This window comes from Micromonospora sp. NPDC048898, from assembly GCF_043198035.1.
Lineage (GTDB): Bacteria > Actinomycetota > Actinomycetes > Mycobacteriales > Micromonosporaceae > Micromonospora.
Genome location: NZ_JBICUF010000007.1, coordinates 69,129 through 82,761 on the forward strand (window position 1 = coordinate 69,129; position 13,633 = coordinate 82,761).

Sequence of the window (13,633 nt, forward strand, 5' to 3'; positions counted from 1 at the left end):
TCATGCTCCGATCTCGTCGTTGGCGACCGGGCGCCCCAACGGCGCCTCGGACACCTCGTCCAACTCGTCCAGCAGGTGACCCATCCGGTCCCGCTTGGTGCGCAGGTAGCGCATGTTCTCCGGGTGCGCGCCGGCCGGCAACCCCTCCCGGCCGGTGATGGTCAACCCGTACCCCTCCAGCCCGGCGCGCTTGGCCGGGTTGTTGGTCAGCAGTCGCATCGAGCGCACGCCCAGGTCGTAGAGGATCTGGGCGCCGGTGCCGTAGTCGCGGGCGTCGGCCGGCAGGCCCAGGTCGAGGTTGGCGTCGACGGTGTCGCGGCCGGAGTCCTGCAACTGGTACGCCTGCAACTTGTGCAGCAGCCCGATGCCGCGCCCCTCGTGGCCACGCACGTAGAGGACCACGCCCCGGCCCTCGCGGGCGACCCGGGCCAGCGCGGCGTCCAACTGTGGACCACAGTCGCAGCGCAGTGAGCCGAACACGTCCCCGGTCAGGCACTCCGAGTGCACCCGGACCAGCACGTCCTGGCCGTCGCCGAGGTCACCCAGCACCATGGCGACGTGTTCGGCCGGGTCGTGCGCGGCGCGGTAGCCGAGCGCCCGGAACACCCCGTGCCGGGTGGGCATCCGGGCGTCCGCGACCAGTTCGACCTGCTTCTCGGTACGCCGCCGGTAGGCGATCAGGTCGGCGATGGTGATCAGCGTGAGGCCGTGCTCGGCGGAGAACTTCTCCAGGTCCGGCAGCCGCATCATGGTGCCGTCGTCGTTGATCAGCTCGCAGAGCACACCCGCCGGGCGCAGCCCGGCCAGCCGGGTCAGGTCGATCCCCGCCTCGGTGTGCCCGGGGCGCCGCAACACCCCGCCCTCGCGGGCGCGCAACGGCACCACGTGGCCGGGCCGGGACAGGTCGGTCGAGTCGGTCGCCGCGCCGGCGAGCAGCCGGCTGGTGTGTGCCCGGTCGGCCGCCGAGATGCCGGTGCCGATCCCCTCCCGGGCGTCCACGGTCACCGTGTACGCGGTGCCGCGCCGATCCTGGTTGGTGTGGTGCATCGGCGGCAGGTCGAGGCGGTCGGCCTCGCTCTCGGTCACCGCCACGCAGACGTACCCGGAGGTGTAGCGCACCATGAACGCCATCAGCTCCGGCGTGGCCAGCTCGGCCGCGAAGATCAGGTCGCCCTCGTTCTCCCGGTCCGCGTCGTCGACCACGACGACCGGCCGCCCGGCGGCGATCTCCGCGATCGCCTGCTCGATATCCCCAAAACTGGTCACGCCACAGCCTCCGTGTAGATGGGCGTACGGGCGGGGGCCGGTCGGGTGGCGCGCGAGGTGCGCCACCAGGCGGCGAAGCCCCAGACGCAGATGGCGCCGTAGACCAGGTACATGGCCGCCGACGGGTAGAAGCCGCCGCGCAGCAACAGCGGCACGCCTACCGCGTCCACCGCGATCCAGAGCAGCCAGAACTCCACCCAGCCGCGGGCCATGCCGTACGTGGCCAGCAGGCTGCCGGTGAGGATCCAGGCGTCGGGCAGCGGGCCCCACGAGCCCAGGGCCTTGAGCACCGGGTACGCCGCGGCGGTGCCGACCGCGGCGGCCAGCAGCATGACCAGCCGCTCCCGCCCGGTGGCCCAGCGCGGAACGACAGCCGCCTGCCCGGCGTCGGCGCGACGGTTGCGCCGCCACCGCCACCAGCCGTAGACGCTGACCGCGAAGAAGAACACCTGCCGGCCGGCCTGCCCGTACAGGTCGTGCTCCTGCGGGGTGGCGAACACCCCGCCGAGGAACACGGTGAGCAGCAGCGCGTTGCCGACCATCCCGACCGGCCACGCCCAGACCAGCCGGCGCAGCCCGAGCAGCGCGGAGAACAGCCCGAACGCGTTGCCGACGATCTCCCGGGCCAGCACCGGCGAGCCGGCCACCTGCACCTGGGCGTCCAGCAGCCAACCGAGCGGGCCCATCAGGCCACCCCGCCCGTGCTCGAGGCCACCCCGGTGCCGTCGGTGCCGGTGAGCCGGTCGCCGAGCAACCGCTCGACGTACTTGGCCACCACGTCGACCTCCAGGTTGACCGGGTCGCCGACGCCCTTGGCGCCGAGCGTGGTCAGCTTGAGCGTGGTCGGGATCAACCCGACGGCGAACTCGTCCGCACCCACCTCGGCCACGGTCAGCGAGACGCCGTCGATGGTGATCGAGCCCTTCTCCACCACGTACCGGGACAGCGCGGCGGGCAGCCGGAACCGGACGGTCTCCCACTGCTCGGCCGGCTCCCGGGAGAGCAGCTCGCCGACACCGTCGACGTGGCCCTGCACCAGGTGCCCGCCGAGCCGGCTGCCGAGGGCGGCGGCCCGCTCCAGGTTGACCGGGTCGCCGGGGCGCAACGCGCCCAGCGCGGAGCGGCGCAGCGTCTCCCCCATCACGTCGGCGGTGAAGACCCCGTCGGTGGCCTCCACGACGGTCAGGCAGACGCCGTTGACCGCGATGGAGTCGCCGTGCCGGGCGTCGGACGTGACGAGCGGACCACGTACGGCGACAAGTGCGGAATCGCCCGCGGTCGCCGTCACCCGGACGATCTCGCCCAACTCCTCGATAATGCCGGTGAACATGTCAGCCCTCCCTTTTTCGGGGCAAAGCGGTGATCCGGAGATCCGGACCGATCTGCGTAACGTCGACGAACTCCAGATCGATGGCCTCGGCGATGGTGCTCACTCCCGCGTCGACCAGAGCGGTCGGGCCGGCGCCGAGCAACCGGGGCGCGACGTAGGCGACGATCTTGTCGACCAGGCCGGCGGCCAGGAACGCGCCGGCCAGCCGGGGGCCGCCCTCCAGCAGCACCGCGCGGACCCCGCGCTGGTGCAGCGCCGCGAGCAGCGCCGACAGATCGACCCGGCCGTCCGGGTCGGCGCCGACCTCGTCGGCCGTCGCGATCCACGTCCGCGCGGCGCCGTCGCGGACCCGGGCGTCAGCCGGGGTACGCCCCGAGCTGTCCACGACCACCCGCAGCGGCTGCCGGATGGCCAGGCTGCCGTCACGCAGGTTGCGGGCGGTCAGCCGAGGGTCGTCGGCGAGCACGGTGCCCACCCCGGCGAGCACCGCGTCGACGGTGCCGCGCAGGGCGTGCACGTCGATCCGGGCCGCCTCCGAGGTGATCCACATGCTGGTGCCGTCCGCCGCGGCGGAGCGCCCGTCGAGCGTGGCGGCGTACTTCCAGATCACGTACGGCCGGCCGCGGCGCATCGAGGTCAGCCAGGCGACGTTGCCGGCCTCGGCCTCCTCGCCGCGTACCCCCAGGTCGACCCGGACCCCGGCGGCGCGCAGCGTGGCGGCGCCCCCGGACGCGACCGGGTTGGGGTCGGGCACGGCGATGACCACCCGGGCGACCCCGGCCTGGACGAGCGCGGAACTACAGGGGCCGGTGCGGCCGGTGTGGTCGCACGGTTCCAGAGTGACGACCGCGGTGCCGCCCTTGGCCCGCTGCCCGGCCTGCGCCAGGGCGACGATCTCGGCGTGCGGCCCGCCGGCGTACGCGTGGAACCCCTCGCCCACGACCTGGCCGTCCTCGTCGAGCAGCACGCAGCCGACCACCGGGTTGGGACTGGTGGTGCCGAGCCCGCGTGCCGCCAACTCGATCGCACGCCGCATCGCCTCGTCGACGGAGACGCTGGCCATCGCCCTGCCCTGCCCTCTCACTCGCCGGTCCGCGCGCGGGCGGTCAGGGAGGCGGTGGCCATGGGGCCACGGGCAGGCGGCGGCGGATCCGGGGGACGGCGCGAGCCGCCCGCGGATTCCGGGAACGGCACAGCCGCCCCCGGAGGGTCGGCACGGCACGCTGAAGCCAGCGGCCGGCTCGGACCCGTCCGTCCCGCGCGCTGTCTCCCATCCGGACTGTCTGGGGGCGGACGAACCGCTCCCAACCGTCGGCCCCGGATTTTCACCAGGTCCACCGGGCGGCGTGAGCCGTCCGGGTCGCGGGCTGACCACGGTTGGACCGTGGATCACCGCCGGTTCGGAATTTCACCGAGTCCCGCCAGCGCGTGGTGGGTACAGGGCAGTCTTACACGCCGACGGGGGTCCGTCGCCACCCTGGCGAGCTACTTCACAGCGTCGTCATGCTCACGTGACACCACGGCGCCGGTCCACGGCGACGTACGACCCCGGTTGACTCTTGGCCACCGTCTTCATCTCCGAGGCCACCGCGATCGCCTCCAGGGGGTCGGTGAACCGCTTGCCGTCGTCGGAGAGGGACACCCCGATGGAGAGCGTGACCAGGGCCGCGCGCCGGATATTGCCGCGTCGGTCCTTCAGCTCGACGAAGCCGCGCTCACGGTCGGTCGGGTCGTAGAGCGTGTCGGCGGCGTTCTCGAAGTCGACGACCGCCCGGGACGTCAGTGGGCGCACCTGGTCCGGGGCGCAGACGATGACGAAGTCGTCACCGCCGACGTGGCCGAGGAAGGCCGGCGGCAGGCCCACCGCCACCACCGCCCGGTGCAGGCTGCGGGCCAGCGCGGAGATGAAGTCGTCGCCGCGCACGAAGCCGTACCGGTCGTTGACACTCTTGAACCGGTCGATGTCGACGTAGCCGACCGCGTAGTCCACGCCGTTTCGGACCCGGTCGCTGATCTCCCGACGGATCCGGCTGTTGCCGGGCAGCCCGGTCAGCGGGGAGACCTCCCGGAACTCCTTGTTGCGGCGCAGCGTGGACGAGACCCGGGCCACCAGCTCGGCGGTGTCGAACGGCTTGACGAGGTAGTCGTCGGCGCCGGCGCTGAGCCCGTGCACCTTGTCGACGGTCATCCCCTTGGCGGTCAGCATGATCACCGGAAGGGCGGAGGTCATCGGGTCCGCGCGCAGCCGCCGGGTCAGCTCCAGCCCGTCGATGCGGGGCATCATGAGGTCGACCACCGCCAGGTCCGGTCGCTGCCGCTCGATGATCTCCAGGGCCTCCTGGCCGTCGCTGGCGTGGATCACCTCGAAGCCGTGCAGCCGCAGGTTGAACTCGACGAAACGAGCGATGTCGTCGTCGTCGTCGACGACGAGGATGACGTCCTTGTGGTCGCCCTCGGGATCCACCTCAGACCTCGCGAGCCGCGCGTTCCGCCAGTGCCCGCAGGTGCCGTACCGCCTCCGCCGGGTCGGCCGCGCCGTACACGGCGGTGCCGGCCACGAACGCGTCCGCGCCGGCGGCGGCCGCCTGCTCGATGGTGTCCGCGGCGATCCCGCCGTCCACCTCGATGCGCAGCTCCAGGTGCCCGGCCGAGACGTGCCGGCGGGCGGCGCGCACCTTGTCCAGCAGTTGGGGAATGAACCGCTGCCCGCCGAAGCCGGCCTTGATCGTCATGATCAGCAGGGTGTCGAAGCTGGGCAGCAGGTCCAGGTACGGCTCGATCGGGGTGTCCCGGTCGATGGCCAGGCCCGCCTTCGCGCCGGCCGAGCGCAGGTCCTTGGCCAGCGCCACCGGGTCGTCGGACGCCTCCGCGTGGAATGTGACGTTGTACGCCCCCGCGTCGGCGTAACCGGGGGCCCACCGGCGCGGATCCTCGATCATCAGGTGCACGTCGAACGGCATCGCGGTGACCGCCCGCAGGCTCTGCACCACCGGCAGACCGATGGTCAGGTTCGGCACGAAATGGTTGTCCATCACGTCGACGTGCAACCAGTCCGCGGCGTCCTCGACGGCACGGACCTCTTCGGCGAGGTGGGCGAAATCGGCGGCCAGGATGCTCGGCGCGACGATCGGCGGCGGTACGGTCACGGGGCCAGTGTACGAATGTGGCCACCCATCATCCGCATCGCGGCACCAACTCCGACGCGTTGTGATGCGACAGTGACCGGTGGTGCAGAATTGGTCGCTCCGGACTGCCGAATCCGGACGAACAGACATGAGTGGCTGGCCGATCGACGGAAACGCGACGACACTCCAAGCGGGACGGTGCCGAACGGGGCACGCCCGGCGGGGTCTCGCCGCGGGACGCGGTGACCGGCCGTCAGTTCCCGGAAGGGCGGACGATGCGACGGTGGCTCCCAGCGCTGGTGCTGGCCGGCGTCACGATGATGCTGCTGGCCGGCTGCGCGCCGGCACGGGGCGCGGACGGTGACCTCACCGACGACTGGCCGGCGCTGCGGGATCCGACGCCGTTCACCCCCGCCACCGACACCTGCCTGCCCCGGATCACCGCGGTCGTGCAGGCCAGCACCTACGAGACAGTGGACTGCGCGCGCAACCACCTGGCCGAGGCCATCCACGTCGGCGCCTTCGTCGGGCCCGACGCGCTGACCGAGACCCGACCCGAACCGGGGTCGTCCGCGCTGCGCACGGCCCGCGCCGAGTGCGACCAACGGGCCCGGGAGGTGCTCGGCGGCGACTGGCACACGGCCCGGCTCACGCTGTCCCTCGCGCTGCCCTCGGCACCGGCCTGGGCCGGCGGTGCGCGGTGGTTCCGCTGCGACCTCAGCGAGACCGGCAGCATCGACAACACCCGCCCGGTGAACCGCACCGGCAGCCTGCGCGGCGCGTTGATCGGCGACAACCCGCTGACCCACGGGTGCTTCGACCCCAAGCTGATCGGCGACAACCTCAACTACATGGCGCCGGTGCTCTGCACCGAGCCACACCGTGCCGAGTTCGTGGGCGTCTACCAGGAACAGGACACCGACTGGGCCAGGTTCGCCCGCTCCGCCGCGCGGTCGCACCAACGCTGCATGGAATTGATCGCCGAGTACGCCGCCGTGCCGAACGACAAGGACCTGCCGTACCGGGCCGGGTCCATCTACTACCCGCCGTCGCAACGGGAGTGGGAGGAGGGTGACCGTGGGGTGCGCTGCTTCCTGTGGAGCGACGACCGCAAACTCACCCGCTCGATGCGCGGCGCCGGCCCCGCGGGACTGCCCGCCGCCTAGGGTGCGCGGCAGAGCCCTCGATCGAGCCGAGGGCTTTGACACCGGCCCCGGGCATCGGTGCCGTATGCTGCTGCGCCGTGGCGCTACCGACCGGCGGGGTCCGGCCGGAGGCCACAGTGGCGGGAGGTCACGGATGCGACGGTGGTTGGCGGCGTACGCCGGGGGTGCGGCCCTGGCGCTGGTGCTGGCCGGGTGCAGCGCACCTGCCGGAATCGACAGGGACCTCGTCGACGACTGGCCGGCGCCGGTCGCCGCGCAGCAGTTCGTGCCCGCCGCCGACGTCTGCCACCTGACCGCTCAGCAGGTCGGCTTCCTGACCGGCTACAACCCGACGGCGTGCACCGAGTCGCACCTGGTGGAGACGATGCACGTCGGCACGCTCACCGGAGCGAGCGCCGAGCCGGGCACTCCCCCGCAGCCCGGCTCGGCCGGCATGCGGGCCGCACACGCCGCGTGCGGCACGGTGGTCAACAAGGCGGTGGGCGCCGACTGGCGTTCCGGGCGGCTCGGCCTGAGCGTCGTGCTGCCGTCGCCGCAGGCCTGGGCGGGCGGGGCCCGGTGGTACCGCTGTGACGTCAGCGAGATCGCCAGCATCGACGACACCACTGTCGGCCTGCGCACCGGCAGCCTGAAGGGCGCGCTGTCGGGCGCGGCGCCGCTGGCGTACCGCTGCTTCAACCCCAAGTTGGTCAAGGACGACATCGACGAGATGCTGCCGGTCTCCTGCACGGCCCGGCACCACGCCGAGTTCGTCGGGGTCTGGCAGGCCCCGGAGATCAGCTACAGCGCGTTCACCGGCAGTGTGCAGAAGACCCACCGGGCCTGTCAGACGATGATCGCCAAGTACGCCAAGGTGCCGGACAACTCCCAGCTCGAGTTCCGCGCCGGCACGATCTTCTACCAGCCGTACGAGGAGGAGTGGCGCAACGGCAACCGCGGCGTGCAGTGCTTCCTCTGGATCTCCGACCGGAACCTGACCCGCTCGATGCGCAACGCCGGCACCAAGGGGCTCCCGGTCACCTGAGCGCCCCCGCGTCCGGCCGGTCGGGTGACCGGCCGGAACGGGTTCGTCAGCCTCGCCGCAGGACGGCGAGGAACATCGCGTCGGTGCCGTGGCGGTGCGGCCAGAGCTGCACCGTCGGCCCGTCGCCCAGACCGGGCATACCGGCCGGCAGCAGCGGCCGGGCGTCCACGAAGTCCACCGCGACACCACTGCGGCGGGCCGCCTCGGTCACCGTCACGTGCGTCTCGACGGTGTGCGGCGAGCAGGTGACGTAGGCGACCAGACCACCCGGGCGGACCGCCCGCAACGCCGCACCCAGCAACTCTCGTTGCAGCCGGGTCAGCGGCGGCAGGTCGGACGGCTGACGGCGCCACCGCGACTCCGGCCGACGCCGCAACGAGCCCAGCCCGGTGCACGGGGCGTCCACCAGCACCCGGTCGAAGTGCTGCTCCGGCAGCTTCGGGTCGGCGCCCACGTCGCGGCCGTCCATCGCCAGCACGGCCACCGGCAGGTCACGGGTCGCCAGGGACACCAGCCGGGCGCGGTGCTCGGCCACCTCCACCGCGGTCACCCGCGCACCACGCTGCGCGGCCAGCGCGCCGAGCAGGCCGGCCTTGCCGCCCGGGCCGGCGCACAGGTCCAGCCAACGCCCGTCCGGGCCGTCCAGCGGCGCGTTGGTGAGTGCCGCGGCGACCAGCTGGGAGCCCTCGTCCTGGACGTGGGCACGGCCGTCGACCACCGCCGGGATGTCGCCCGGCGCGCCGCCGGGCAGATAGACGGCGTACGGCGAGAAGGCGCCGGGCGCCCCGCCGACCTGGTCGGCCAGCTCGATCGGGTCGATCAGCCCCGGCCGCGCGCACAGGTGCACCGGCGGGCGCTCGTTGTCCTCGATCAGCAGGCGGGCGGTCTCACCCAGGTCGCCACCGAGGGCCTCGGAGAAGGCCCGCACGATCCACTGCGGGTGGCTGTACGCCAGTGCCAGGTGCCCGACGGGGTCGGTCTCCATCGGTGGGGCGAGCTTCGCCACCCAGGCGTCCGCGTCCCGGGTCGACACCTCGCGCAGCACCGCGTTGGCGAAGCCGGTGGCGCCGGGCGCGACCGAACGGACCAGGTCGACGGTCGACGACACCGCGGCGTGCGCCGGGACCCGGGTGTGCAACAGCTGGTACGCCCCGAGGCGCAACGCGTCGCGGACCGGTGGGTCGATCCGGGCCACGTCCCGGCCGGCGGCGTCGGTCAGGATCGCGTCCAACGTGCCCAGGTTGCGCAGGGTGCCGTAGGTCAGCTCGGTGGCGAAGGCCGCGTCCCGGCCGAACAGCCCCTCGTCGCGCAGGATGGTGGGCAGCACCAGGTTGGCGAACGCGTCGTCGCGGTGCACGGCGGCCACCGCCTCGTACGCCACGCGGCGCGGTCGATCCAGTGGTGGCCGGACCGGACGGCGGTCTCCGCCACGACCGGTCGGCGGGCCGGAGCGCGTCGGGCGCGTTCCCTCCGGGGCCGTCACGCGAAGTCCTCGCCGGTGCCGACCCGGACGCCGCGCGCCCAGTCGGTCGCGCCCATGGCCCGCTTGCCGGCGGCACGCACCTCACCGAGGCGCACCGGCACGGTCGCCGTGCCCGCCAACACCCGCGACTTCTCCACGAGCAACTCCCCCGGCTTCAACTCGGGGCCGTCGGGCGCCGGCACCACCGGGCCGAGCTTCACCCGCTCGCCCCGCAACGTGGTCCACGCACCCGGCGCGGGCGTGCAGGCCCGGATCCGCCGGTCGACGGCGAAGGCCGGGTCACCCCAGCGCACCCGCGCGTCGTCCACCGTCAACTTCGGCGCCAGCGACACCCCGTCGGCGGGCTGCGGCTCGGCCCGGGCGGTGCCGTCGGCGATCGCGTCGAGCACCGCCACCAGCAGCCCGGCACCGGAGTCGGCCAGCCGTTCCAGCAGGTCACCGGAGGTGTCGCCGGCCCGGATCTCGTCGGTGAGGGTGCCGTAGACCGGACCGGTGTCCAGGCCCTCCTCCAACTGGAAGACGCTGGCCCCGGTCAGCTCGTCGCCGTGCAGCACGGCATGCTGCACGGGCGCGGCGCCACGCCACGCGGGCAGCAGCGAGAAGTGCAGGTTGATCCAGCCGTGCCGGGGGATCTCCAGGGCCGCCGGCGGCACCAGCGCACCGTAGGCGACCACCGGCACGCAGTCCGGTGCGAGCGCACGCAGCCGGTCGAGGAACTCGGGGTCGCGGGGGCGGGCCGGCGTGAGCACCTCGACGCCCTGCGCGTCGGCCCACTCGCCGACCGGTGAACGGGACAGGCCACGCCCTCGCCCGGCGGGCGCGTCGGGCCGGGTGACCACGGCCAGCAGGTCGTGCCCGGAGGCGGCGACGGCGGCCAGGGCGGGAACGGCGACGGCCGGCGTACCGGCGAAGACCACTCGCATCGGGGTCACCGACCCAGACCGAAGGGGTCGCTGATGTGCGGGCTCAGCTTGACCGTCGGCGGGGCCGCCGCGTCGTACCAGTCGGCCTGGCGGATCGCCTTCATGGCGTCCTTGCGCCCCTGGGCGTCGAGCCGGTCGAGGAAGAGCACCCCGTCGAGGTGGTCGGTCTCGTGCTGGACGCACCGCGCCATCAGGCCGGTGCCGACGATCTGCACCGGGTCGCCGAACGAACTGAAGCCCTTGGCGATGACGTTCTGCCGACGCTTGGTGTCGAAGTAGAGCCCGGGGATCGACAGGCAGCCCTCCGGGCCGTCCTGCTCCTCCTCGTCGGGAAACTCGAGCACGGGGTTGATCAAGTGCCCGAGCACGTCGTCGACGTCGAAGGTGAACACCCGCAGACTCACGCCGAGCTGCGGCGCGGCCAGGCCGGCGCCGTTCTGCTCACGCATCGTGTCGGTGAGGTCGGCGACGAGCCGACGCAGCTCGGCGTCGAAGTCGACCACCGGATCGGCCGGCGTGCGCAGCACCGGATCCCCAAAAAGACGGATGGGCTGGACGGTCACGCGGGAAGGCTCCTTCGACAGGTGGGACGGGCCGTGCCGTACCAGTCTACGGAGTGCCCGGCCGCGCGCTGGCCGGCGTACCTCGATCGGCCACCGCCGGTGTGCCAGGCGTCACCGACGGGCCGCCGGACGGCGGCCGAGCGCGCGCGGCGGCGACGCCTCGCCGGCGTCCGAGCAGCTCGGGCGACCGTCAGCCCCGCGCCGAGCACCCGTCTGCCGCCCGGCCCAGCAGGTCACGGACCCGCTCGACGTCCGGATGGCCGAGGTCGTCGAGGATGCCCAGGGCCCGCCGCCAGGTCCGGACGGCGCCAGCCGTGTCCCCCGCCGCGTACCGGGTCTCGCCGAGCCGGGACAGGGTGTCCGCCTCGTCGTAGCGGTCGCTGATCCGCCGGTACAACCCCAGCGCCCGCTGGTAGCAGCGCATCGCCTGGCGGTGGTTGCCGAGCTGGGCGTGGATGAAACCGAGGCTGTCCCAGGTGTTCGCCTCACCGTGCCGGTCCCCGGTCGGGCGCAGCAGCGCCAACGCCTGCCGGCAGTGCACCAACGCGGGCCCGTACTGGCCGAGCTGGGCGTGCGCCCAGCCCACCGCGTTGCGGGCGCTGGCCTCCCCGGCCGCGTGGCCGGCAGCCCGGTACAACGCGAGAGCCCGCTGATTGTGCTCCAGCGCCTCGGCGTACCGGCCGAGCCCGTCGAACATCGCGCCGAACGCCCGGTGGGTCCGCGCCTGCCCGGTGTGGTCACCCAACGCCTCGAAGATCAGCAGGGACTGGCGGTAGTTCTTCGCCGCCTCGTCCACCCGGCCCAGCCGGGAGAGCACCCGGGCCAGGTCGCGGTGGGCGTTCGCCTGCCCGAGTCGGTCGCCCGCCCGCCGCGCCCCGGCCAGGGCGGCCCGCTGGGCGACGGCCAGATCCGTCCACCGCCCCCGGCGTTGCAGGAAGTCCACGAGTGTCCAGGCCAACTGCCAGGCATGGCCGTCGAACCCGGCACGTCTGGCGTGGGTGACCGCCGCCAGCAGCACCGGGTACTCGACGGTGAACCAGGTGAGTGCCTGACCGTGGTTGGTGATCTCCTCGGGCAGCACACCCGGCGGGGCGGCGGCCAGGGTGACCGGGTCCCGACCCGGTTGCAGCAACAACGCCGCCGCGTGCGCGGTGTGCAGGTAGTGATCCAGCCCACGCCGGATCGCGGCCCGTCGGGCCTCCGGCGGTTCCAGACGTTCCGCCAGCTCCGCCGCGTACGCCCGGAGCAGGTCGTGCGCGCCGAACCGGCCGGGGGCATGCTCGGTGACCAGGTGGGCGTGGGCCAGCTCCGCCAGCAGACGAGGCAACTGCCCCCGGGGCAGCCCGGCGAGGCTGGCCGCCGCCGCCACCCCGATCTCCGGCCCCGGATGGCAGCCGAACAGCCGGAACAGGCGCGCCGCCGCGGGCGTCAGGCTCCGGTACGACCAGGAGAAGACCGCCTGCACGTCGGTGCCGGTGTCACCGCAGTCGAACGAGTCCAGCGGGTGGGGCGCCTCGCGCAGCTCGTCGGCGAGGGTGGCCAGGGGGAAGGTGGGATTGCCCGCACCTCGGGCGGCGAGCACGGCCAGCGCCAGCGGCAGCCGCGCACACCGCTCGATCATCTCGTCCACCGCCCGCGGTTCGGCCGCCAACCGGTCCCCGCCGAGCCGCCGGGCCAGCAGTTGCCAGGCCTCGTCGGCGCTGAGCAGACCGACGCCGATCGGCCGGGCGCCGTCGGCGGCGATCAGGCCGGCGAGCCGGTTGCGGCTGGTGACCAGAACCAGGCAGCTCGGGCTGCCGACCAGCAGGGGACGGACCTGGTCGATGTCGCGGGCGTTGTCGAGCAGCACCAGCATCCGGCGGCCGGCGAGCAGGCTGCGATAGAGGCCCACCTGCGCGGGCAGGTGGGTGGGGATCCGTTCCGGCGGCACCTCGAGGGCCTCGAGGAAACCTCGTACCGCCTCGACGGCCGTCACCACCGCCCCGGAGGCGTCGAACCCGCGCAGGTCGACGTAGAGCTGCCCGTCCGGGAAACGGTCGGCGACCCGGTGCGCCCAGTGCACCGCCAGCGTCGTCTTGCCGACCCCGGCCGTGCCGGACAGCGTCAGGACGGTGCCCGGCGCCAGGTCGCCGTCCCCGGACCCGCCGGAGTCGGCGCAGGCGGCATCGAGTTGGGCGAGCTGGGCGGCACGGCCGACGAAGCCCGGCAGCGCCGGGGGCAGTTGCCGGGGCACCGGGAAGCGGGCCGACGCCGCGGCGGGGCGCGGACCGCCGGCCCTGGCGCGTACGGCCCCGGCACTCGCCCGCCCGGTGGTCGCGTGGTCCCGGTTCGGGCTCCGACGGCGCTCCTCGATCCGGTCCCGTGCCGTGGCCAGCACTCCCTGCTCGGCGGGAGTTGCCCCGAGCAGCCGGATGAGGGCATCGAAGCGCTCCGGCGGCGGCAGGATGTTGCCGGCGAAATACTCCCCGATGATTCCGCGCGACCAGCCGGTCTTCGCGGCCAACTGCCGGTACGTCAGCTGGGTCTCACCCTGCTGCCGGGCCTCCCGACGGCGCAACTGGCGCAGCAACCCGGCCAGCTCCGGCAGTGTCTGCGCCTCGGCGCCGCCGCGAGCCACCTCGAACGCCCCCGGCGATTCCTGCGCCGCCTGTCGAACGGGAGGTACCCGTTGGTCGGACATGCGGCTCCCACCCCCCGTGCACCCGGCCCCCCCGGATGCCGCAGGGGCAGGCTAAGTCCGCCCGCGCGCCGTG

At 73.6% G+C, this 13,633-nt stretch carries 12 protein-coding genes; 2 read left to right on the forward strand and 10 right to left on the reverse strand.

Annotated elements, in window-relative coordinates; all coding sequences use genetic code 11:
* From ACGFIQ_RS20025 to rpe, 6 genes are all read right to left on the reverse strand, one after another.
* Positions 1-1,266: a bifunctional 3,4-dihydroxy-2-butanone-4-phosphate synthase/GTP cyclohydrolase II gene (locus ACGFIQ_RS20025; protein ID WP_393245592.1), complete on the reverse strand. Its 1,266-nt coding sequence runs from the start codon at positions 1,264-1,266 to the stop codon at positions 1-3.
* Positions 1,263-1,952 carry a nicotinamide riboside transporter PnuC gene (gene pnuC, locus ACGFIQ_RS20030; RefSeq protein WP_393245594.1) on the reverse strand — a complete coding sequence of 230 codons (690 nt, stop codon included), beginning with the start codon at positions 1,950-1,952 and terminating at the stop codon, positions 1,263-1,265. The genes ACGFIQ_RS20025 and pnuC overlap by 4 nt, the downstream gene beginning before the upstream one ends.
* Positions 1,952-2,596, reverse strand: a complete 645-nt coding sequence (locus ACGFIQ_RS20035) for a riboflavin synthase (protein ID WP_357069370.1) — start codon at positions 2,594-2,596, stop codon at positions 1,952-1,954. The genes pnuC and ACGFIQ_RS20035 overlap by 1 nt, the downstream gene beginning before the upstream one ends.
* A gap of 1 nt (position 2,597) precedes the next feature.
* Positions 2,598-3,659, reverse strand: coding sequence for a bifunctional diaminohydroxyphosphoribosylaminopyrimidine deaminase/5-amino-6-(5-phosphoribosylamino)uracil reductase RibD (gene ribD, locus ACGFIQ_RS20040; RefSeq protein ID WP_393245597.1), 1,062 nt, complete (start codon positions 3,657-3,659; stop codon positions 2,598-2,600).
* A 444-nt stretch (positions 3,660-4,103) separates the two neighbouring features.
* Positions 4,104-5,060 (reverse strand): response regulator, encoded by a 957-nt coding sequence (locus ACGFIQ_RS20045; protein ID WP_393245599.1) that lies wholly within the window; start codon positions 5,058-5,060, stop codon positions 4,104-4,106.
* 1 nt (position 5,061) lies between these two features.
* A complete protein-coding gene (gene rpe / locus ACGFIQ_RS20050) occupies positions 5,062-5,742 on the reverse strand; it encodes a ribulose-phosphate 3-epimerase (protein WP_357069364.1) in 681 nt (226 codons plus the stop codon).
* Positions 5,743-5,996: 254 nt separating this feature from the next.
* Between rpe and ACGFIQ_RS20055 the strand changes: the two genes are divergently transcribed.
* Both ACGFIQ_RS20055 and ACGFIQ_RS20060 read left to right on the forward strand, forming a co-directional pair.
* Positions 5,997-6,887 (forward strand): septum formation family protein, encoded by an 891-nt coding sequence (locus tag ACGFIQ_RS20055; RefSeq protein WP_393245601.1) that lies wholly within the window; start codon positions 5,997-5,999, stop codon positions 6,885-6,887.
* 133 nt (positions 6,888-7,020) lie between these two features.
* A complete protein-coding gene (locus ACGFIQ_RS20060) occupies positions 7,021-7,911 on the forward strand; it encodes a septum formation family protein (protein ID WP_393245603.1) in 891 nt (296 codons plus the stop codon).
* 46 nt (positions 7,912-7,957) lie between these two features.
* On the opposite strand, the gene ACGFIQ_RS20065 is transcribed toward ACGFIQ_RS20060, so the two are convergent.
* The 4 genes from ACGFIQ_RS20065 to ACGFIQ_RS20080 form a co-directional block, all read right to left on the reverse strand.
* The gene (locus ACGFIQ_RS20065; RefSeq protein ID WP_393246002.1) at positions 7,958-9,436 is read right to left on the reverse strand and encodes an RsmB/NOP family class I SAM-dependent RNA methyltransferase; all 1,479 of its coding nucleotides are present in this window, start codon (positions 9,434-9,436) and stop codon (positions 7,958-7,960) included.
* Positions 9,391-10,317: a methionyl-tRNA formyltransferase gene (gene fmt, locus ACGFIQ_RS20070; RefSeq protein ID WP_393246004.1), complete on the reverse strand. Its 927-nt coding sequence runs from the start codon at positions 10,315-10,317 to the stop codon at positions 9,391-9,393. Before fmt ends, ACGFIQ_RS20065 begins: the two co-directional genes overlap by 46 nt.
* A 5-nt stretch (positions 10,318-10,322) precedes the next feature.
* A complete protein-coding gene (def, locus tag ACGFIQ_RS20075; RefSeq protein ID WP_393245605.1) occupies positions 10,323-10,880 on the reverse strand; it encodes a peptide deformylase in 558 nt (185 codons plus the stop codon).
* Between the two features lie 190 nt (positions 10,881-11,070).
* Positions 11,071-13,560, reverse strand: a complete 2,490-nt coding sequence (locus ACGFIQ_RS20080; protein ID WP_393245607.1) for an ATP-binding protein — start codon at positions 13,558-13,560, stop codon at positions 11,071-11,073.
* Between the last annotated feature and the right edge of the window lie 73 nt (positions 13,561-13,633).

Bases quoted from the DNA above. Each gene is read 5' to 3' on its own strand.
- pnuC (WP_393245594.1), bottom strand. From the start codon at position 1,952: ATGGGCCCGCTCGGTTGGCTGCTGGACGCCCAGGTGCAGGTGGCCGGC.
- ACGFIQ_RS20035 (WP_357069370.1), bottom strand. From the start codon at position 2,596: ATGTTCACCGGCATTATCGAGGAGTTGGGCGAGATCGTCCGGGTGACG.
- ribD (WP_393245597.1), bottom strand. From the start codon at position 3,659: ATGGCCAGCGTCTCCGTCGACGAGGCGATGCGGCGTGCGATCGAGTTG.
- ACGFIQ_RS20055 (WP_393245601.1), top strand. From the start codon at position 5,997: ATGCGACGGTGGCTCCCAGCGCTGGTGCTGGCCGGCGTCACGATGATG.
- ACGFIQ_RS20060 (WP_393245603.1), top strand. From the start codon at position 7,021: ATGCGACGGTGGTTGGCGGCGTACGCCGGGGGTGCGGCCCTGGCGCTG.
- fmt (WP_393246004.1), bottom strand. From the start codon at position 10,317: ATGCGAGTGGTCTTCGCCGGTACGCCGGCCGTCGCCGTTCCCGCCCTG.
- ACGFIQ_RS20080 (WP_393245607.1), bottom strand. From the start codon at position 13,560: ATGTCCGACCAACGGGTACCTCCCGTTCGACAGGCGGCGCAGGAATCG.